Below are 19,008 nucleotides of genomic sequence, written 5' to 3' on the forward strand. Positions count from 1 at the left end.
CTCAGACCTATACAGCTAAAAATTAGCTGTATAGGTCGGCCCAGCATTACTGGCTAACACTGCGACGCCCGGCCAGCTTAAGCTTTGCAAGCCTCCTAAGGCTTGGGCATAAACCTACGTTTTCGCGTCCGATCACCTTTTCAATCCAGTCGAATTGGCTGTCTCGGACTTGCATTCTGGCGTGTTTCAGCGCTTGAAGCGTTGCAACGGCTAAGGCTTTATCTCCGATTGAAATACGCACGGGCTCGTAAGCAAGAATATCGACTGTTGTAATGAGTCGCAGTGTTTCAAAACGTTGGGAGGAAATTTGAGTCGCTTTTTTTTCATCAATGACTGCGGTAAACCCGTTGCTATGTGCAAGCGCGAGTGTCGCGGCTTCTCCGTCTCCGAGCGAGGCAGCTGTGGATCCGGATACCAAGTCGAAGAAGTGCTCTAATGCAATGCCAGAAAGCTCTTCTGTCTTTAAAATTTGATTATGGATTAGCTCCAAAAGCTGTTTCGGCTCAGGCCGGCCGTTTACCGTTCCTAGCTCAATCTCCCGTATTACATTGTCAGTGACAACAATAGGAGTCGGAACTGCTTGCAGGATTGCGCTTGCATAGCCGGTCGCCAGCAAGTTTATGATGACACTGGCGTCGAGAACGAGAATGCTATCTCGATCAGTGAGACAGCTTGAAAAGGTCATCAACCTCATCCTCTTCTGCCTCATCAAGCAACTGGCGTACTTTCGCCCTATCTAGCTTAAGCAAATCCGACATTTGCCCTTCGCTGATTAGATCCTTTTTCCAGGCATCGATAGCTAACAAAAAAAGCCTAGTTGATTGCGCGCCTTCCATAGGCGTGGAATCTTGAGCTATCGTGCCTAGTACCTGCTGGGCTTGGTCGTCGGTTATACCACCATTATCCATGAACCAATCCCACGTTCCCTTTTTCGTCAGATCTAATTCTTCAAGCCTCATCACCATTGCCTGGCGTGAAATGCCAAAGAAACTAGCGAGCAGGATGATGTGCCGACGAGTGAGGTGGGTTGATCCAATGGTCACTTCCTTGAACTTTTCCATGACAGTGCGGGCAGGCGTCAGAAAAGCACTACCGAAAGCATTCGCGTAACGTTCTTCACGCGAGTTCTCATGCTTTTCGGCTTGATAGATCTCGGGCTGACGTCGCGTCGCTATAAAGTGCCCGAGCTCGTGGGCGCCAGTCTGGGTTTGACGATCCTTCCGATGTACTGCATTTATTAGCATACAGGCGCCAACGGCGTCGTCATAGGCAAATAGCCCAGACACTTTCGATTCAAGTCTCCGGCTATAGACACGAATTCCAAGTTGCATCTCTATGAGTGAAAACAGATCTTGGATGGGGCTCTCGCCGAGCCCTAGCCAGCTTCGGAGGCTATGAGCATCGTGCTCTGCTTGTTTGCGTACATCGCCTGGTAAGATGCTTTTTTCGGTCGGATAATTCGAGGTTTTCCGAACACCTAAAATGTTTTCAAGTTCTACTTCCGCCCTGACGAGATCATTCAACATCCGAGCAGCTTGGTCGATGCCTGCATCACCAGTGTCTGGGAGTGAGCGGAAGCGAGGAACAAGGTCCACATGGACCGCTTCTCGGCGTAGCAAAGAGTTAGCAGATACTCCATAACAGCGGCTAAGCATCTGGATCTCGTCAAGCTTTGCAGAGCGCTGTCCTTTTTCAATAGCCACAAGAGTGGTTCGAGCAAAGCCAACTGCTTTGGCCGCTGCGTCTTGGGTCATGGCCGCGGTTTCGCGCGCGACCTTTAGTCGTTCACCCAGTTCACCTGGGTTCAGTTCATAGTTTGGTTTGGTCATGATGCGCCATCTATCCACTTCCTCACGAACGACTCTGATCTCATATCGCTCGTGAACGCTGACCATTCCTTGGCATGTTGCTGCAAGAGCCTGTCAAGGTTCTGCGCCACGGCATGTGGCGACTCGGCCAGAGCTCGAGCCAGTTCGCTCGTTCTGCGGCGTTTGATCAGTTCGTACTGCGAAGATTCCCGAATCGAAGAAAGGTGCTCGAAATGAAGTACCCCTGCGATAGCGTATTGTTGCAAGGCTTCGGTAAAGCTGGTGAATTCTTTTGCTGCGCCTGACTTCCAGGTCGGACTATCTAGGGATTCCCACACATAATTCGTTGGTGGCTCTTCCAATCCTGCAGCGTGAACGCTAAGGCGGCGAAGCATACACGCGGCGCATATGCCGCACTGTCTTCTTGCGCCTGAAACGGCTACCTGCCGGGATTGCTGCCAGCACGACCTGGTCGTTATCCAATTCACGTTAGGGCCACAGGTTTCCACAAACTCGCGCAGGGTCTCGCCTTTCGTCATCCAAAGCCTGGGAAAGGTGTACTGGAATCGGTAACCAAGAAGTGCTTCGATAAAGCGCTCCATCAGCTTGGTGAAGACGGGGTGATTTCGATAGTCCTCATACCCATGTGCAACAGGAAGGAGCACAGGTGCAAGTGCACCTTGTCCGCTTTCGGGGATGATGGCCATTGGAGCATCAATTAGATACGCCGCAACTGCCGATATGATACTGAATTTGAATCCGCGGCTGCGTGCACTTCTCTCAGCGCTTCTTGCATCATCAAGCTTGACTGAATATGGGATGGCCGTGAATGGAATCCTTTGGCGTTCCTTTTTTGAAATGTCGTGTTGTTTGCTCCCTATTCGAAGACGAATCAGGCGTTTACCTAGGCGCTTGCTCTCAAGCTCAGAGACCGCACGTGAGTCCATTCCATCACTGAAGGCAATGACAGCCTCTGCATTGGAAGGAAAAGCTATTTGGCCTTGCGGCGGTCTCTGTGCAGCTTGTTTTCGAGGTCCAAAATTGAAATGCCAGTCGTCTCCGGTCAAAAGGTTCAGTGCGTTGACGAGCGCTCGGTTTACCTTGTTACTCGACCACCGCTCAACGTCGTGTACTGGAGCGTGAACGATGAATCGACGGCCCCAATTCATGGAACTGCGGACAAGGTAGCGATCACAGAACTCAACTGCAGCTGATATGAGTAGTGCGTCATACGTTACGGGCTCCCATTTGTCATGGGATGAGAAGGATGCGAGAGCCTCGAGGTCGAACTCGATGTTCTTCTCGATGTAACACGGGATTACGCCGTTTCTTTTGCGGGCGCCAGGTTCAAGTATATCTACAGCTATTTCCTTAGGCGGGAGGGTGTTCATCACAACCATACCCCGTCATCAAGACCTTCCATCTTCCTCGGTGGAGCGATTCGTACGGGCTCTGGGCCCAGAAGATCCAGACCGAGCTGGGTGGTCGATAGAGTAGAAATGGCATTCTGTAGTCTCTTACTCACGTGCTCTGCTCTTCGCTCGTTTGAGTCGCGAAGGTAGTGTTCTTCAATCGACCGTATGTTCGCGTGGCAGCGGTCTTTGGCGGCGAGGCCTACTGCCTCATGGAATGCTTCAATTCCAAATTTCCCTTCATGGATAAGGGCGATGCTCCATTCCACAAGATTCGTTCCAAAAACGGAGGCTGCTGCAAATGCTTTCGCATCTTCAAGTTGCGTAAGCGCGATTTCTCGAATTTCCAGAGAGTTATCACAACCGGTAAACACTGCTTTCAGGGCTTCCATCAGGAGCCACGAGACCTCCATTTTGAAGTCACTGGCAACTGCATGCTTCGTAGCCTCAGCTATCTGGGAGGCATCGTAGGTGTCTTTGTCCGCACGCTTTGCCAGTTCTTTCCATGGCTTTCGCAGCTTCAAGCTTCTATGTGGCCCATCGCTCATTTCGTCCAGCCCCCAGTGAATACCGGTTTTGACATTGTCAGATATTAGTACTAAAAATCTGACAATGTCAAAGGCACAATTGGAAACAAGGATGTGCCCGATGATTTCGGTTTCTCAATAGAGTAGAAGCTGATTTTCGTCAGCGCATAGGACATGCCATTTATGCGCGGGCGGTACGGATGAGTCGGTAGCCTTCAATGCAAAACCAGTCTGAGTCTCTGAGCCCTTCGTACAGGGAAGTTTTCCAAGAGTTGGTGTCACGGGCGTATCGCGAACGAAATTGACCATCAAGATGCTGGCGAACCCCATCGGGGCCTGAGCTAGCTCCGACCTCCTCAAGCGAATAAGAGATATCTGCCATTTCACTGGCAGCTTGTGCAGCGTAGAGCTCACCGAGGCCCATAACTCGAAAATGATGATGCACGCGTTTTGTGAGCACTTCCGTGTGTGTTAAATGCTGGCGCAGGGGGCTGAGAGTCACCGAATAGCGCCCGGCGCATCTCTTCTTCCGTCAATTCTGTATTCATAACATTTCTCAGAAGGGCGTTATGTACAACCATGCAGATTCTATCAGCGTGGTCGGACTCTGCATTATTCGTCGCTAGGTCAGACCTGAAGCGGTGCAGGGCCACCAGTCAACGTGGAGCGTCATCATCTGGCTGGCAGCTTCATTCGATGTATAGCTTATTGATACTGCATGCTTGTTTTATCACTGCTTCACATTTACGCTTTGTCCCGCCACGGTCAATCCCGTGGACGGGTGTCAGAACCTGAATTGTTCGAGGCGCATAGCGCCATAGCCAGCTATTAGGTGCTTACATAGGCTTAGCTGCTGCTTTTCTATGGCGGTCCGTGCGGGGCAGGCTTCGGCCTGGCCGGTTCCCTCGGACGCCGGTTTCTGACCCCCGTACGGTCCGCCACCCATTTCGTGTCAGAACGGCTGGGTGGACGGCTCCTTAACTGTCCGAGGAGATAAGGAAAATGACCTGTCCCCCTTTTAAGCTCGTGCGCCACCCCGGTCAAATGATTCAAGCTGCAAACCATCTCGGAGGATTCCGCGATGTTTGATCTTTCGCTTCTCATTGGCCTCCCCAAACCTAACAGCATCGATACTTCATCGCTTACCCCTGAAGATGCAGCGATTAAACTACGGCAGGCTGCAATACTTCGGCTTAATGGAGCACAGAGCGTCCTGCTTCATTTTCCACAGGATGTTGAGCTGGCGGTAGAGCTGTTGGACGACGCGGCTGTGTTGTTCGACAAGGCGTTTCGATGTTTGTCCGGTATCCCAGCTCAGCGCGTTCATCAACAGGTTGGTGAGTACGTCTCTGTCCCTTCAGCTGAAGGCTGTCCTGGTCTTCGAACACCATGGGGCAATGAATTCCGCCCGATGATTGAGGACGGCGTTCGGTGCGCTGAGACCTGGCTCGATGGTTCATCATTGCCGCTGTGGTGGGCACTGGCGCAAAATCGAAAGCATCATCGTCCAGGTGATCCCCAAGAAGCATTTGAAGCAGGTTTTCTGCTGCGGTTGCAGCAGACACTGATCATGCGACGTGAGGCCGTCACTTCTCAATCAACCCGCTTTGATGCCTGAGTCTGTAATTGACGTTTGAGATTTGCTTTTCCCGCCAAACCCTCCGATCAAGCGATCTTTGATCGCGCCGATCGGAGGGTTCACTCGCTTTTCTCGAAGCTGCGGCGTTCCACCCTCCCATTTTCAATTTGACGAACGCCACACTTGCTTTCCCACGTCAGTAATTCCCTGCAACCTTTATCAAGCGCAGCGCCATTTCAGTGTATGTGCGGATCTTTTCGTTGGGCATGGATGTAGGAGTGGCGACAGCGGCGACGCTGGCGACAACCCACGTAGAACGTGGCCTGGAGCATGGCGACAATACTGGCGACAGTCGCCACTTTCTGAGCACTTCGGCAGTGACGCTTGACCGCTTTTTCGAGTGAGTATAAAAATTGGCGCACGGATCGCTGTCGTTGACAGCACCTGCCCAGGTAGCCAGAACCTTTAAGGCTACGCCACTTGTGTGGTGGTTCTCCCGAAGTGCGATTAGCGTCCGGCGGCTCGCACGGTCACTCCACAAGAGTGATGGATGCCTACTCGACTGATCTGCCCACTGCGGCAGACGATGGACCTTCCTCGCTGCACTGCAGCAACCTCACCTCTCGACGCACCTCGCTGCGCCAGACTGCGCCCGTCTCTTTCTTCTGGAAAGAGACGGGCGCTCGTACCACTGCTGCAAGCCACGTCGTACAAGGCATTGCCGCAACTCTCCTCGTGACAATCGGCCTGACAAATCCGATTCGTCGCCATCCGCAACGACACAGGCACCGGTGCCGCAGCCTATGGAAAAGCTGCACCTGACTGACAGTCAGGCATGCCCCAGGCGTCGATGTTGTTGCCTTCTCCCACCCAGGATTTCCAGGTGCCGAACTCGTCAGTCGGCACAGCCTCCACCCGCCCGTATCTTCGGATGCGTCTAAGGAGGCCAGATTCATGGGGTTATGCCCTTGCTCCCGGTCGTAAGGAGCCGTCGTTCCGCGTCAGTGAACACCTCACAGGCCGCAGGGGCCTTGATCCCTGATAACACTCAACAGCCGTGGCGGGACTACGTGAGGACAACCAGTAATGAACGAGGAGAGTGCCCATGCAGCAGTTAGATCCAAAGCTTGAACTCCCACGGCCACCTCGACCGCTGATCGAGTCGAATCCCGTGGCCGAGCCTTATCCAGTCCAGGCATTGGGTGGAATTCTTGGACCTGCGGTGCAGCGCATGGCCGACGTCATCGGCGTGCCCCAGGCACTGGCCGCGCAATCAGTGTTGGCTGCCTCGGCGCTGGCCACTCAAGGTCATGCGGGCTTACAGCTCGACGGGAGAAATTATCCCCTGTCGCTGTACCTGATCACGGTGGCCGCGTCAGGTGATCGCAAGACCGCCGCAGACCGATGTGCATTGCTGCCGGCACGGCAATGGGAGCGTGAACAGTGGCAGCGCTATAGCGAACAACTTGCCCGGTACCGTGCCGCACAGCGACAGGCGGAGCGTATCAAGCCTGGCGATCCTGAGCCCGCAAACGGAATGTCGCTCGAAGCGGAGCCCTCAGCCCCTAGACTGATCACCACCGACCCGACTATCGAGGCCCTGATCAAGGGGCTCTGTCATGACCTGCCTAGCATGGGTCTGTTCTGTGATGAGGGTGGACAATTCCTCGGCAGCAGCACCATGAGTCGGGATAACCGTTTGAAAGCGGTCACGACCTTGTCGTCACTCTGGGATGGCAGCCCGATAGATCGCGCGCGTTCCATGGTTGGTGAAAGCTTGCGAGCCTATGACCGACGCTTGAGCCTGCACCTGATGCTGCAACCGTATTTGGCCATGCAGTTACTCTGTGATCCGTTGCTGCAGGGGCAAGGCATTCTAGGGCGCTGCTTGATGACCTGGCCCACCAGTCTAGCCGGGCAACGTAGCTACCAGGCTGTCGACTTGTCCAAAGACGCTGCCCTCAAGCGCTATCATCATCGCCTTTCGGCTCTGTTTTATCAGCCTTGGTCACTTTCCGCTGACGGAGCCTTGCAGCTGTCAAAGCTGAGCCTCAGTCCGCTGGCGCGTCGTCGCTGGATTGATTTGCATGATGCTATCGAAGCTCAGCTGGGGGAGTTTGGCGAGCTGGCCAGCGTACGGCCCAGCGGATCAAAGGCCGCCGATAACCTGCTGCGCGTCGCCGGCATTCTTGCAGTTGTGGAGGAGAGCAGCGTCGTGGAGGTCGACCATATCCAACGGGCCTCCGCTCTAGTCGGCTACTACCTCACCGAGATCCAGCGCCTGACTGAGCAGGAGCCAGTGTGTCGAGTAAAAGAGGAGGCAGACCGGCTGCTGCGATGGCTACAGGTCAAAGATTGGAAGCGTTTCAGTATTCGGGAGCTGAACCGCAACGGTCCCCGTTTTGCCCGTAAGAGCAGTCGTCATACCGCCAAACTGTTGGTCGAGTTGATTGATCATCAGTGGCTCATTACCGACGGCCACACCTTCGAGGTGCGCCATGTTCAATCTTGATGAAGCGCTGCGCAACCATCTGGCTCAGCGCCAAAAGGAGCCGAAAGCGCGATTTGTCGCCGCTACTGTCGCCACTTTGTCGCCACGCTCAAAGCCAGGCAGGGCAAGGGGTGTCGCCACTGTCGCCGCTGTCGCCACCACCCGCAAAACTGTCACCTCGACGACAGCCATCATTCAGTTGTTGAAAGAGGAGGGCGCGCATCTCTACGTCGCCGACAACACGCTGTGTTTTCGCCCGACTGATTGGGCTCAGTTCGCCATCGTGAGTGCGAACTGGCGAGCCCTTTTGCATGATCTCGCGGCAGTCGATCAGGAGCAGGAAAATGGCTCGGGTCGGTAAGCGAGCGGGGCGCAATTTCGGCTTCGGTCGCCAGCTTAGCTATGCTGGACCGCAAGCACTAAAAGACCTGTTTGGCGACGGTCATTTTGCTACCGTCAAAGCCCATAGTGATCGCTGGCAGGCATTCGTGAATTGGTGTCGATCCGAGGAAGGGCCGAGGCTGAATGATGCGCGACAGATCGACCGTGACATCCTCATGCGGTACGCCACTTATGTGAGGGAGCAGGTTGATCAGGGCAACATCGGCATTGCCACCGCGCAGAACCGCCTGTCCAGTGTGAACCGAACGATGGCCGCGCTGCGCGGTGATCAGTACGTCAAAATCCCGAGCCCGAGTAAGGCGCTTGGCTTGCAGCGCTCAAGCGTGCGTAGTGAGGCTCCGCAAGGCCAAGACCGTGCGCAGGTCGAGTTGATCGCGCGGGCGCTGTTAGATCGTCAGCAGGATAGGGTGAGTGCCATTGTGGTCCTCGCCCGGGATACTGGTATGCGCCTGCGTGAAGCGATCTTGGCGGACCTACCTCGGCTGCAACGAGAGGCAGAACGATTGGGCAAGATCAACATTCAGGATGGCACCAAAGGTGGTCGGTCAGGGGCATCTGCACCGCGCTGGATTACGGTAACGGATCAAGTTCGCGATGCCCTGGATTGGGCCCGCGCGACCTCACCCAATGGCAGCCGGAATTTGTTGGCGCCCGACGAAAGCTACAAAGACTTTATGCGGGCAGTTGTGCGACCGGCACGGGACATCTTGCATGAGCATGGATTGAAAGGCTTTCATGAGCTGCGGGCGGCTTACGCCTGTGAGCGCTATGAGCAGATGACCGGCTTTCCTGCACCTCTAAATGGCGTTCGTGTTCATCGTGAAGATCGAGAGCTTGATCTGCGGGCGCGACAGCAGATCAGCCACGAGTTGGGGCATAACCGCATCGATGTGGTGAGTGCCTACATCGGAGGTCGGCGATGACGTTTGAGTTCGACATAGCGTTGTTTCTGAGTCCAGTGCTCAAAGGTGCACATGCCACGCAGCAGCGGCACATCAGGCAAGCAGAAAGGATGCACGAGATGATTCGTGAACGCTGGGGTTGCGCGACTCCCTGGTCCTGGAGAGACAAGCACGTGAGATGGTTTCTGGAGCACTATTTGCGATGCTCAGCTCCAGCTACCATCTACTACTACGAGTTAACAGCAGGGTTGATCCGCCGTAGAAAGGCAAAAATCGCGGTTGTCTGATAGACCTTAAGCGTGAGCCCGTGAGGATGGAGTGCGCAGTATTCACTGGGTGTCGGGGTCGCTGTAATTAGCCCGGTATGGCACTTCGGACTTCATCTCTATCAACATGCGCCGCGCGACTTCGATTAGCTCCGGACGCTACCCACGCTCGTTCAGGATGGTGTTAGCCATGGAGCGGATGCCGTGACTGACCAAGAGGGGGCATATTTTTAAATAGGGGAACATCGTCCTTATCATCAGAATAGGGTAGGTGATTTCTAAGGGCAGTTATTCACCACAGGTTGATCGATATTTTCACCAGAAAGATTGAGCTCGCAGCGATCAATATGGCACCAAGAGTCCCATTTGCTGGGCGTAAGTGTGGGCGCAACCGGTTTTTAGCGAGCAGGAAAACTCCAGAGGCAACCGCTAAAACCAGTCCTTTGAGCAGGCTATAGCTTAGTGAATATAGTAATGCGATCGTCAAATGGGACCTGTTTTCCCCGAGTAGCAAGGGAAACAGAAGGGAGAAAAATACCAAGGTCTTGGGATTGAGCAATCCCGCAAAAAAAGCCTCTAGCCAAGAACCGTGGAAACGGTTTGCCGTGTCAAGGCTATAGGGGCTTGGCCAATATGCATGCCTCAAAATCCTTATGCCGATGATGAGAACGTAGCAGGCACCTGCTAACTGGATGCCTACGACGAGCAGGTTTGAAGCCGCAATCACTGCGCCCAGGCCATAAAGCAGAAGAGTGGCGGTGATCAATGTACCGCCGAGGTCGGCAAGCAGGCGTCGTACGGCAAACATCCAGCTGTAACGCAGACTGTTACGTACCACGAGGATCGTCGAGGGGCCGGGCGATAAAATTGGCAGCAGTGAAAGTCCGAGAAAATTGACCATGTCCATGGTGATTGCCTCTTTGGATATTCAACTTGCTGGCGTACTGTCGAAGATCATGTCGCGCATCAGTTCACTCGCACCGGCGGCTATAGTGCCGGCCATGGCATCTCGATATACGCGTGCCACCTCGGAGTTAAGTTGATAGCCCTGCGCACCATGCAGTTGCGCGCAAGCCTGCGCGGCGCTGAGAGCGAGTTCGGTGGCGCGCAGTTTGAGGATGCAGGCGGAGCGCGTGTCGAGTTGGCCTTTGCTGTGCTGCCATGCCACCTGATAGGCGTAGTTCCGTAGGATTTGTTGTTCGCCGACGAGGTCTGCCAGACGGTGCCGGACACTTTGTTTGTCGCTGAGTGGCCTGCCCTGGAGTTGATGTCGACGCACGCACCCGTCGAGTACACGGATGCTGTGGTGGGCCCCACCGAGGGCTAGAAGACCTGCGACCAGGCGTTCGAAATCCAGGCCCTGCATCAGGTAGAGCAGGCCCTTGCCGGATTTGCCGAGCACATTGCAGGCCGGCACCACCAGATGGGTGAAGTCGAGATCGCAGACGTCGGCGCTGCACCAGCCAAGCATGGGGTGCGGCGTGCGCACCAGCCCCGGGCTGTCGCCATCGATCAGCAACAGACTGCTGCTGCCCAGTGCGTGCTGGCCTTCGCCGCTGCGCACCAGGGTCACGATCAAGGAGGCGCGGGAACCATTAGCGATATAGCGTTTGCTGCCCTCAACGATAAAACCGTTAGCCGAGGGTAGCGCTCTGCATTGTATCTGGCTGAGATCGCTTCCGGCGTGTTCTTCGCTGATAGCCAAGGCGGTAATGATCCGTCCTTGGCGAATGCCAGGAAGGTAGCGCTGGATTTGTTCTTCGCTACCGAACAACTCCAGGTAGGCGCTGGCCATGTAGGCATGCACCCCAACCGACGCACGGATACCGGCGTACCCCAGCGCGCCCAGCTCTTCAAGGAACACAGCGCTTTCCAGAAAGCCTTCGCCACGCTGTGGCAAACCTAGCAGGCCGTGCTCGGCCAGGGTCTGCCAGGCGTTTTCGCACAGATGTCCACGTTCTTCGGCAGCGTCTGCTATTGGCAGAAGCTGGCTCTGCAGGATCTGGCGCACCTGTAGGGCGAAGTTGCGATGGCTGTCGCTCAGATAGGGGCTGGGCATAGTCGGTTCGCTTTTATTTCACCGAGATCACTTGGTGTGCCGAGATGATGTCTGTCAGACAGCCAGGAATTCTGAATACGGCGTTAGGGGTACCGGCTGCGGCCCAAATTTCGTCGAACGTCAGCAGGTCTTCATCGACGAACAGCTTCAGCTCTTGCTTATGTCCGAGAGGCGGAACGCCACCGATGGTGAAGCCGGTCACCTCTTTGACGAAGTCAGCATCTGCCTTGAAAATCTTGTCGCCGACCAGCCGCGAAATGGTCTTTTCGTTCACTCGGTTCGGCCCGCTTGCCAGTACCAGCACCGGGATATTGTCGCGGGTGCGAAAAATCAGCGACTTGACGATTTGGGCCTTTTCGCATCCCAGCGCTTGGGCGGCATCGTCGGCAGTGCGGGTCGAGTCCGGCAACTCCTGAACGGTCAGGTCGAGGCCGCGCTCGTGAAGGGTGTCCTGGAATTGCTGAGCGCGTTTACTGATTGTCATAAGCGGGTTCTCCCAATGGATGAAGCGTAGATAGCAGTCGCCGATGATCGATCTTGCCGGTGGCGGACAGCGGTAGGATTTCGCAGAGTTGGATGTGGCGTGGAACCATGTAGGCCGGCAGCTGCGTAGCCAGGCTAAGACGCAGTTGCTCCGGGCAACATGAGGGGTCGACGGCGATCACGAAGGCGACCAGCGACTTCTCGCCCTGCGGTGATTCAGTAACGGTAATGACGCTTTGTCGCACCTGCGGATGGCGGTTGAGATGGTAGGCAATTTCCCCCAGTTCGATTCGAAAGCCGTTGATCTTCACCTGGTCATCAGTACGTCCTTGAAACACTATGGCACCGTCTCCGCGGAAGTAGCCTCGGTCCCCGGTGCGATAGAGCCGTTCCTGGCGTTCGCCGATCAGGCATTCAAAGAAGCGCTCGCGGTTGACGTCTGGCAGTCCGAGGTAGCCTGGCGAAAGGCCGGGTCCGGCGAGACAAACCTCGCCGCTTTGACCCTGTTCGCAGAGGCGATCCTGGTCAATCAGGTAGACGCGGGTGTTCTGGATCGGGAAGCCGATGGGGAGGGCGGTATCCTCGTTGCGCAGCTCGCAGAGCGGATAGTACGTCGCGAATGTTGTGCTCTCTGTCGGGCCATAGACGCTGACGATCCGTCCCGGCCCGTATCGCTCCAGGGCTTTGGCCATATGCCGCAGAGAGTGTGCTTCTCCGCCGGTGAGGACGGTACCGACACTGTCCAACGCCTGTGGCATTTCGTCGATCAGGGTATTGAATAGGGCTGTGGTCAGAAACAGCACGCTGATCTTTTGCGTCTGCAGGATGTGCTGTAGCCGCGAAGCGCGAATGTACACGTCCGGGTAAAGCACACAGGTGCCGCCTAGCAGCAGGGCACCCCAGATTTCGAAGGTAGCCGCGTCGAAGGTCGCAGGCGCCATTTGCAGCAACCTGCTGTTCTCGTCCAGGCAGGCGTAGCGGGCGTTGTATACCAGGCGGGTAATGCCCCGGTGTGGGACAGGCACGCCTTTGGGCTTGCCTGTGGAGCCGGAGGTAAAGTTGATGTAGGCGATGGCGTCGGCTTCGATTATAAGCGGCGGGTCGCCTCGATTCTCAGTCGCTTCTGCAACAGCACTGGGTGCCAACACGTGGTAGCGGGAAAAGCGGGTGTCGTGCCTGGTGTTTTCGCTTCCTATCAGGTAGTCGCAGCATGCTTGGCCTAGCACTTCATGAATACGTTGCTCCGGCCAACCCGCATCGATGGGCAGGTAGCTCGCTCCAGCCTTCAGGATCGCCAAGAGCGCCACGATCAGTTCGGTGCTGCGCGGTAGGCTGACGGCTATTACATCGCCAGGTTGCACGCCCTTGGCGAGCAGGTACCACGCCAAGTGGTTGGCGTGGGTGTTCAACTGTTGATAGCTACACTCATGATCCTGATGCCATATGGCAATGGCGTTCGGGTGGCGCGCTGCGGTGCGGGAGAACAACTCGCCGACCGATAGGTGATCCGGATAAGGTACGTGGGTTTGGTTGACTTGTATGTGCAGCGCCAAGGCTGAAGGGGTTAGCTCAAGCGTTTGCATGCTGATTCCTCATTCGAGTGGTCAAGCTGTGCAGCAGTTGATGGCGATGGCTGTCGAGGAAAAAGTGATCGCCATTGATCTCGATCAGTTCAAATTCTTTCGAGGTATGCATGGACCAACCTGCCATGCTGGCTTGTCGGTCGATCGGGTCGTGGCGGCCGAAATAGGCGTGTATGGGAATCTCCAACGGTCGCTCATGCCAGTCTTCCCAAATTTCCGAGAGCCGCATGTCGCTGCGCAGCGCTGGGAGCATAAGGCGCATCAGAATCTCGCTCTGTAGTACCGCCAGCGGCGTCCCGCCCATGGTGTGTAGGGCTTGATGGAAATCCTCGGCGCAGAGTTGATGCAGATAAGGCTGCGCTTGTCGGCTGGCCGGGCTGCGGCAGCCGCTGACGAACAAACGGTGGGTCTGGCCGGGATGGCGATAGCGGATTTTCTGAGCCAGTTCGTAGGCCAGGCGTCCGCCGAAGCTGTGCCCATAGAGCGCATGGGGGGCATTAAGGTAGGGCGCCAGTACCTCGAGGCAGTCCTCGATCAGTGGCGACCATTCCTCATACGGCGTTTCCTTGATTCTGGAACCTCGGCCGGGCAGGCGTACGGCGAGCAGTTCCACGTCTGCGTCCAAACCATTTACCCAACTGCGAAATAGATCGGGGTTACCTCCCGCATAAGGGAAGCAGATCAGACGCAAGCGCGGACGAATCCGGGGGCGGGGCACCAGAAGCCAGCGCTCATCGTATGCTTGCCCGGACATATCCTCAGATCTCCGTCAGGGCGTTAAAGTGTTTTGCGTTACGTTGAATGCAGGTAGCAATGTCACTTACAAGGCTCTGTGCGAAGAGATCCTCGGGGGGCAAACTGTCCTCGCCAAAACGCTCCTCAGCCTTCGCAATCAGGCGGATGGCGCTGAGTGACGTGCCTCCTGCGGCGAAGAAGTCGCTGCTGGCATTTTCCACACGTAGCCCCAATTCGCGGCAGGTATTAATCAGCCAGAACTCGATTTTGCCGATTTCTCCTACGTTGCTCATGCTCTGTTCTCCTTCTTTATCTGGCTCAGCGCCGAGGGAATGGGAAGCCGTTGCAGGTGCGATCGACAAAACGGTTGTGAGGGAAACGATTATCCCCGGACACCAATACGCAACCGAACTTGTCCAGGCTGGCCTGGCCGCCGAATTCCTCGAGAGTGTTCGAGTACGGATAGACTTGCACTGAGGTCGGCAGATAACGGGCGGCGAAGCCCAGGCGCATCTGGTCGGTCAGGCCGTTGTGCGGGTGCGAGGCATGCATAAGGGTCGACCAGAAAATGATGAACTGGCCTTGGCGCATGACCATGGATTTGGCCTGGGACTCGTCGGGCTTCCAGTTCGGGTCTTTCTGCAGTTGTCGATAGTCATAACCGAAGAAGCCCCGACGGACGCCGTCCTTTTCCATCTTATTGATGGCGTCGGATTGGTAATCCATGGTCTTCGATTCGTCGTAGTTCATGGTCCGGTGAGTACCGGGAATGAACTGCAGACAACCATTTTCAATGGTGGCATCGGTGAATGCGGCCCAGACGGTGATGGTGCCGCCGAACTGGGCGTCTTCCGGCCAGACTATTTGAGGATGCTTGGAGCCGGCAACGTTAGAAAAATTATCGGCTTGGTGCCAGTCGGTGCCTTCGTCGCCGGGGTACTTGGGAAAGAACTCGGTGCGCCAGCAAAGTGTGTCACGCCCAAGGATGCTCGACACCCGATCGACTATTTCTGGACGGGTAATGTGCTCTGCGAGGAAGTCGACGTCCAAGTGACGGTCATAGTTGGACAGGTTCGTTATCCCTGACACCGCCTTGTCCTGGCTATAGATCGCTTTCTTGGTGTTGAGCAGTTTGGGCCGTAGAGCTTGTAAGCTGCGCTCCATTTCGTCCTTGTGATAAAGGTCGAAAGGCCCTATGTAACCGTCACGGTGGAACTTCTCCAATTCATTCTGGCTGAGACTAAAATCTAGGTCAGGGGAACGTACCTGTTCTTCCATTTGACACCTCACGGGTTTGTGGATCGTGCTTTAACTGGTCATCTGTTTTTCCAGATAGTTTTTGAATGTGTCGCAAGCCCGCTGTAGGTGCTGGCGCAACACAGAGGCCGCCTCTTCGGGGGCTCTGGCTTCAGCAAGCGACACTAATGCCTTGTGGTCGTCCTGTGCCATTTCTCCCAGCCCCATAGCCGAGAGGTGAAGTCGCAAGAAGCGCTCCTCTTCCTGCAATTCAATGTCGATCAGACGCAGCAGCTTCTTGTTGGGCGTGCGTCGATATAGAGACATGTGAAATAGCCTGTTGAGGCGTCCAAGGCTCTCCAAATCTGTTTCACTTTCCATAGCAACAATGTGTTCCCTAGATTGTTTGAAATCCTCCTTACACAGATTGGGAATTGATTGGCGTAACGCCTCCGGCTCAAGCAACAGGCGTATGGCATATGTTTCGACGGCATCGTCAACATTCATCTGAAGTACGATGGCGCCTTTGTTGGGTACATTTCGTACCAGTCCTTGAGCCTCAAGTTTCAACAGCGCCTCGCGGACAGGCATACGGCTAACGCCGAACATGCGGGCTAGCTCCTCCTGCCGTAAGGCTGTACCGCCCGCCAGGCGGCCGTTCAAAATCCCATCCCTTAACGTTTCCTCCACAAGATTTCTTGATAGCGGGACCTGAGCATTTATTTCAGGGAAAGCATTTTTAAGGTCTGCTGTTGATTTCAATGTGTTCTCATTTTTCTCATTGGATCCTGGAGCCAATTTATAATGCAGCTTTCCAATTGCGTCAATATCTCAGGACGTTCGTGCGTACGAGGGATCACGGAGGTCCTAACAGCATAATTTCTTGCTATCCAAGCGTGTCTCACGCTGTGGCCCACGTAAACAGAGGATTAGCAGGTCTGAGGCGATGGCTATTCGCCTTTCGGGTGAAGCGTGTTCATTGGGTGGTGGGATGATGTGGCTCGTGGAGCCAGGTAATTTCCAGCAGCCAATGACTAGTAATTATTTATAAGAACAGATCGGATTTTCAGTGCTGTTCAGTGGGTAAAGGCAAGCAGTGAGTCAATTACTACTAGACCGATCCGCATTCTTCACCAATGAGCCCCTAAACATGGGAGTGCGGAGCCTTCCCATGTTTAGGGGCTTAGCATGAGCAGCACAGGCAAGGAAAGGATTCGGCGCCAGCCGCGAGCTGCATTATAATCACGTGAGCCTTCAGCGTATCGGGAGAACATTGCGGTCCCGGGTTTGGTTAATGGCAGATACCGATAGGCTGCCCATGGCCGCCTTCTGGATATGTTCACTCCACCAGGCCATCATCGGACGCCGGCGTTCTATGTAATCCGCCCGGTTGTAGGCGCTCCGTACTTCGTCTTTATCGACATGCGCAAGTGCGACTTCGATTAGCTCCGGATCCCATCCATGCTCGTTCAGGATGGTGCTGGCCATGGAGCGCATGCCGTGGCTGACCAAGCGGTCCTGAAAGCCCATTCGTTTCAACGCCATGTTGGCTGTCTGGCTATTCGCGTGGGTGCGCGGGTTTCTATCTGACGGGAACACATAATCCCTGTGGCCGCTATGGGGCTTAAGCGTCTCCAATAACGAGAGTGCATGTTCGGTCAGCGGGATCGTGTGGGGGCGACGCTTTTTCATTCGCTCCGCAGGGATGGTCCAGATGCGTTTGTCGAAGTCGATATCTGCCCATCGAGTGGTAGCCGCTTCGGCAGGACGGGTCATAGTGTGTAGCTGCCATTCGATCAAGCAGCGGGTCGTCCGCTTGATGCTGGCGTTCGCAATTTCCATCATGAGCTCCGGAAGCTCATCTGGTGGTAGCGCTGCCATGTTCTCTTTCTTTGGTTTCTTAAACACCGCTCGAATGCCGCTGAGAGGGTTGGCAAAGATCATTCCTGAATTGACCCCGTAGGTCATGATCTCGTTAAGGCGCTGGCTAACTCGCTTAACTGTTTCGAGGCTGCCTTTGGCCTCAATCGGACGAAGGAGCTTGATGACCATTGGGGCGCTGACTTCCGAGAGAGGCGTTGATTTCATGCTCGGAAAAACATGCAGTGTGAGGGAGCGCCAAATGTCTTCGGCATACGCCGGCGTGACGGAATCCTTCTTTAGCTCGAACCAGGCGGTGGCCACGTTCTCGAAGGTGTGTTCCGTTTCCGCCCGTTTGGCTTCCTGAAGCTCATTGCGCTGAGCTTTTGGGTCGATGCCCTGTGCAAGCAGTTCTCTAGCCGCAACGGTTTTCTTCCTCGCTTGCGCGAGAGAAACCTCGGGATAAGAGCCGAGTGCCATGTTGATCCGATTCTTGGTGACGGGATGTCGGTAATTGAAATTCCACTGCATCGAGCGATTGACCCTGACTCGCAGTTGGAGCCCGTCGCCATCGGTGAGGACGTAATCCTTGTCTTTCGGTTTGACCGCCTTGAGCTGGCGGTCGGAGAGGCGGGTGGTTTGAGCGCACATGAGAAGTACTCCATGACACCTTTTGGTATTCCCAAGATTAGCGCCGGTTAGCCGGGAATACCATTGGGAATACCAAATCGGCTGGAACTCAAAAAACCTAGAAAGCCGTCCATAGCCCTGAAGCCCGCGTATTTACTGGATTTAAGGCACAAAAAAAGACGTCCGTGGACGTCTTTAGATGACGAAGTGGTGGAGCCGGGGGGATTTGAACCCCCGTCCGCCAGTACTCCGCTGTCGGTACTACATGCTTAGCCGTGTCTATTGAGTTAATCCGCAGCCGCCCGACGGGCAGGGTGCTTTGGACGAGTTGGGTAAGTTTTAGTCGCTTTGCCCCCAACGTGCTACACGACGATCCTGTTCTGTATGACAATCACTTCGGGTTTACAGGCATCCCCTAGTGATTGCTGGAGCCGAAGCTACCAGGAGAGCGGGCTCGGCTGCTTACGCAGCGAGAGCGTAACCCTCGTAGTTTTCGTCATTGGCAACTATAGAAAGTTGCAACAGTGGATTTACGAGTTCTGTTACCAACTCGGCATGCACCTAGAGTTTCATCACCGGCGTCGAATCCTAATCGGCCCCATTTTTTACTGCTCTAGCGCTAGCACCGTTTCGGGTGCATGTGATGGAGTATACGCCATCGGTCGGGCGACGTCGACTACCGGTCCGGTCGCCCACCGAGGTTACTGACCGTTGCCGCCCTTGTCGGTCTTCTCGAGGCGCGACAGCACCTTGGCGCTGATGGTGATGCAATCCTTGTCGTTGCCCGCCGCCTGCGCGGCCTTGGCGTCAGCCACATGCTGCTTCAGCGCAGCGTCCAGCCCTTCGGAGGTCGCGCCCATGGTTGCCATCTGGTCGTCGATCTTCTGCAGGTTGCTGGTACACAGGTCTTTATCCGCCGCGAACACAGGCGAGGCTAGCAGTGCGGCGCTGAGGAACAGTCCGGTAATCGCAGTACGCTTCATGTGAATCTCCTTGGCTGGGAAGGCCTCAGGATAAGGGGCCTATTTGCATGGA

Annotated in this window: 19 protein-coding genes and 1 other RNA gene; 5 read left to right on the forward strand and 15 right to left on the reverse strand. The window is 55.3% G+C overall.

Annotation, left to right across the window (positions count from 1 at the left end):
• Positions 1-46: 46 nt before the first annotated feature.
• Genes JZZ72_RS04040 through JZZ72_RS04055 form a run of 4 tightly spaced genes read right to left on the reverse strand, consistent with a single transcriptional unit; the run spans position 47 to position 3,744 of the window.
• The gene (locus JZZ72_RS04040; RefSeq protein WP_057711086.1) at positions 47-685 is read right to left on the reverse strand and encodes a hypothetical protein; all 639 of its coding nucleotides are present in this window, start codon (positions 683-685) and stop codon (positions 47-49) included.
• Positions 660-1,829, reverse strand: coding sequence for an XRE family transcriptional regulator (locus tag JZZ72_RS04045; RefSeq protein ID WP_210014073.1), 1,170 nt, complete (start codon positions 1,827-1,829; stop codon positions 660-662). The genes JZZ72_RS04040 and JZZ72_RS04045 overlap by 26 nt, the downstream gene beginning before the upstream one ends.
• On the reverse strand, positions 1,826-3,199 hold the full coding sequence (locus JZZ72_RS04050) for a 7-cyano-7-deazaguanine synthase (protein WP_210014074.1): 1,374 nt from the start codon (positions 3,197-3,199) through the stop codon (positions 1,826-1,828). The genes JZZ72_RS04045 and JZZ72_RS04050 overlap by 4 nt, the downstream gene beginning before the upstream one ends.
• Positions 3,199-3,744: a hypothetical protein gene (locus tag JZZ72_RS04055; protein WP_210014075.1), complete on the reverse strand. Its 546-nt coding sequence runs from the start codon at positions 3,742-3,744 to the stop codon at positions 3,199-3,201. The genes JZZ72_RS04050 and JZZ72_RS04055 overlap by 1 nt, the downstream gene beginning before the upstream one ends.
• A gap of 1,084 nt (positions 3,745-4,828) precedes the next feature.
• Between JZZ72_RS04055 and JZZ72_RS04060 the strand changes: the two genes are divergently transcribed.
• The 5 genes from JZZ72_RS04060 (at position 4,829) to JZZ72_RS27730 (ending at position 9,408) form a co-directional block, all read left to right on the forward strand.
• Complete coding sequence (locus tag JZZ72_RS04060; RefSeq protein ID WP_057711090.1) at positions 4,829-5,365, forward strand: LasR-specific antiactivator QslA; 537 nt, start codon at positions 4,829-4,831, stop codon at positions 5,363-5,365.
• Positions 5,366-6,431: 1,066 nt separating this feature from the next.
• Entirely contained in the window at positions 6,432-7,838 is a 1,407-nt protein-coding gene (locus JZZ72_RS04065) for a YfjI family protein (protein WP_057711091.1), read from the forward strand.
• The gene (locus tag JZZ72_RS04070) at positions 7,825-8,178 is read left to right on the forward strand and encodes a hypothetical protein (RefSeq protein WP_210014076.1); all 354 of its coding nucleotides are present in this window, start codon (positions 7,825-7,827) and stop codon (positions 8,176-8,178) included. Before JZZ72_RS04065 ends, JZZ72_RS04070 begins: the two co-directional genes overlap by 14 nt.
• Positions 8,162-9,142, forward strand: a complete 981-nt coding sequence (locus tag JZZ72_RS04075) for an integrase domain-containing protein (RefSeq protein WP_057711093.1) — start codon at positions 8,162-8,164, stop codon at positions 9,140-9,142. Before JZZ72_RS04070 ends, JZZ72_RS04075 begins: the two co-directional genes overlap by 17 nt.
• Complete coding sequence (locus JZZ72_RS27730) at positions 9,139-9,408, forward strand: hypothetical protein (protein ID WP_236066224.1); 270 nt, start codon at positions 9,139-9,141, stop codon at positions 9,406-9,408. Before JZZ72_RS04075 ends, JZZ72_RS27730 begins: the two co-directional genes overlap by 4 nt.
• 271 nt (positions 9,409-9,679) lie before the next feature.
• Here the strand turns inward: JZZ72_RS27730 and JZZ72_RS04080 are convergent, their stop codons facing one another.
• From JZZ72_RS04080 to JZZ72_RS04130, 11 genes are all read right to left on the reverse strand, one after another.
• Positions 9,680-10,294, reverse strand: a complete 615-nt coding sequence (locus JZZ72_RS04080; RefSeq protein WP_210014077.1) for a LysE family translocator — start codon at positions 10,292-10,294, stop codon at positions 9,680-9,682.
• A 21-nt stretch (positions 10,295-10,315) separates the two neighbouring features.
• The gene (locus JZZ72_RS04085; protein ID WP_154974235.1) at positions 10,316-11,446 is read right to left on the reverse strand and encodes an acyl-CoA dehydrogenase family protein; all 1,131 of its coding nucleotides are present in this window, start codon (positions 11,444-11,446) and stop codon (positions 10,316-10,318) included.
• A gap of 13 nt (positions 11,447-11,459) precedes the next feature.
• Entirely contained in the window at positions 11,460-11,930 is a 471-nt protein-coding gene (locus JZZ72_RS04090; protein ID WP_057711097.1) for a YbaK/EbsC family protein, read from the reverse strand.
• Positions 11,917-13,512: an amino acid adenylation domain-containing protein gene (locus tag JZZ72_RS04095; protein WP_210014078.1), complete on the reverse strand. Its 1,596-nt coding sequence runs from the start codon at positions 13,510-13,512 to the stop codon at positions 11,917-11,919. The genes JZZ72_RS04090 and JZZ72_RS04095 overlap by 14 nt, the downstream gene beginning before the upstream one ends.
• Positions 13,499-14,266 carry a thioesterase II family protein gene (locus tag JZZ72_RS04100; protein ID WP_210014079.1) on the reverse strand — a complete coding sequence of 256 codons (768 nt, stop codon included), beginning with the start codon at positions 14,264-14,266 and terminating at the stop codon, positions 13,499-13,501. The genes JZZ72_RS04095 and JZZ72_RS04100 overlap by 14 nt, the downstream gene beginning before the upstream one ends.
• Positions 14,267-14,270: 4 nt before the next feature.
• On the reverse strand, positions 14,271-14,540 hold the full coding sequence (locus JZZ72_RS04105) for a phosphopantetheine-binding protein (protein ID WP_210014080.1): 270 nt from the start codon (positions 14,538-14,540) through the stop codon (positions 14,271-14,273).
• Positions 14,541-14,565: 25 nt separating this feature from the next.
• The gene (locus JZZ72_RS04110; RefSeq protein ID WP_179029043.1) at positions 14,566-15,525 is read right to left on the reverse strand and encodes a chlorinating enzyme; all 960 of its coding nucleotides are present in this window, start codon (positions 15,523-15,525) and stop codon (positions 14,566-14,568) included.
• Positions 15,526-15,555: 30 nt separating this feature from the next.
• Positions 15,556-16,245 (reverse strand): GntR family transcriptional regulator, encoded by a 690-nt coding sequence (locus JZZ72_RS04115; protein ID WP_210014081.1) that lies wholly within the window; start codon positions 16,243-16,245, stop codon positions 15,556-15,558.
• A gap of 492 nt (positions 16,246-16,737) precedes the next feature.
• Positions 16,738-17,994: an integrase domain-containing protein gene (locus tag JZZ72_RS04120; protein ID WP_210014082.1), complete on the reverse strand. Its 1,257-nt coding sequence runs from the start codon at positions 17,992-17,994 to the stop codon at positions 16,738-16,740.
• 187 nt (positions 17,995-18,181) lie between these two features.
• Positions 18,182-18,573: a transfer-messenger RNA gene (ssrA, locus tag JZZ72_RS04125) on the reverse strand.
• Between the two features lie 101 nt (positions 18,574-18,674).
• Positions 18,675-18,956, reverse strand: coding sequence for a hypothetical protein (locus JZZ72_RS04130; protein WP_210014083.1), 282 nt, complete (start codon positions 18,954-18,956; stop codon positions 18,675-18,677).
• Positions 18,957-19,008: the final 52 nt, after the last annotated feature.

The sequence above is a fragment of the Pseudomonas palmensis genome (assembly GCF_017848315.1).
Classification (GTDB): Bacteria; Pseudomonadota; Gammaproteobacteria; order Pseudomonadales; family Pseudomonadaceae; genus Aquipseudomonas; species Aquipseudomonas palmensis.

What these genes read in the sequence shown, in the direction of transcription:
- JZZ72_RS04040 (WP_057711086.1), bottom strand. Translation starts at nt 685, where the DNA reads ATGACCTTTTCAAGCTGTCTCACTGATCGAGATAGCATTCTCGTTCTC.
- JZZ72_RS04045 (WP_210014073.1), bottom strand. Translation starts at nt 1,829, where the DNA reads ATGACCAAACCAAACTATGAACTGAACCCAGGTGAACTGGGTGAACGA.
- JZZ72_RS04050 (WP_210014074.1), bottom strand. Translation starts at nt 3,199, where the DNA reads ATGAACACCCTCCCGCCTAAGGAAATAGCTGTAGATATACTTGAACCT.
- JZZ72_RS04060 (WP_057711090.1), top strand. Translation starts at nt 4,829, where the DNA reads ATGTTTGATCTTTCGCTTCTCATTGGCCTCCCCAAACCTAACAGCATC.
- JZZ72_RS04065 (WP_057711091.1), top strand. Translation starts at nt 6,432, where the DNA reads ATGCAGCAGTTAGATCCAAAGCTTGAACTCCCACGGCCACCTCGACCG.
- JZZ72_RS04070 (WP_210014076.1), top strand. Translation starts at nt 7,825, where the DNA reads ATGTTCAATCTTGATGAAGCGCTGCGCAACCATCTGGCTCAGCGCCAA.
- JZZ72_RS04075 (WP_057711093.1), top strand. Translation starts at nt 8,162, where the DNA reads ATGGCTCGGGTCGGTAAGCGAGCGGGGCGCAATTTCGGCTTCGGTCGC.
- JZZ72_RS27730 (WP_236066224.1), top strand. Translation starts at nt 9,139, where the DNA reads ATGACGTTTGAGTTCGACATAGCGTTGTTTCTGAGTCCAGTGCTCAAA.
- JZZ72_RS04080 (WP_210014077.1), bottom strand. Translation starts at nt 10,294, where the DNA reads ATGGACATGGTCAATTTTCTCGGACTTTCACTGCTGCCAATTTTATCG.
- JZZ72_RS04085 (WP_154974235.1), bottom strand. Translation starts at nt 11,446, where the DNA reads ATGCCCAGCCCCTATCTGAGCGACAGCCATCGCAACTTCGCCCTACAG.
- JZZ72_RS04090 (WP_057711097.1), bottom strand. Translation starts at nt 11,930, where the DNA reads ATGACAATCAGTAAACGCGCTCAGCAATTCCAGGACACCCTTCACGAG.
- JZZ72_RS04095 (WP_210014078.1), bottom strand. Translation starts at nt 13,512, where the DNA reads ATGCAAACGCTTGAGCTAACCCCTTCAGCCTTGGCGCTGCACATACAA.
- JZZ72_RS04100 (WP_210014079.1), bottom strand. Translation starts at nt 14,266, where the DNA reads ATGTCCGGGCAAGCATACGATGAGCGCTGGCTTCTGGTGCCCCGCCCC.
- JZZ72_RS04105 (WP_210014080.1), bottom strand. Translation starts at nt 14,540, where the DNA reads ATGAGCAACGTAGGAGAAATCGGCAAAATCGAGTTCTGGCTGATTAAT.
- JZZ72_RS04110 (WP_179029043.1), bottom strand. Translation starts at nt 15,525, where the DNA reads ATGGAAGAACAGGTACGTTCCCCTGACCTAGATTTTAGTCTCAGCCAG.
- JZZ72_RS04120 (WP_210014082.1), bottom strand. Translation starts at nt 17,994, where the DNA reads ATGTGCGCTCAAACCACCCGCCTCTCCGACCGCCAGCTCAAGGCGGTC.
- JZZ72_RS04130 (WP_210014083.1), bottom strand. Translation starts at nt 18,956, where the DNA reads ATGAAGCGTACTGCGATTACCGGACTGTTCCTCAGCGCCGCACTGCTA.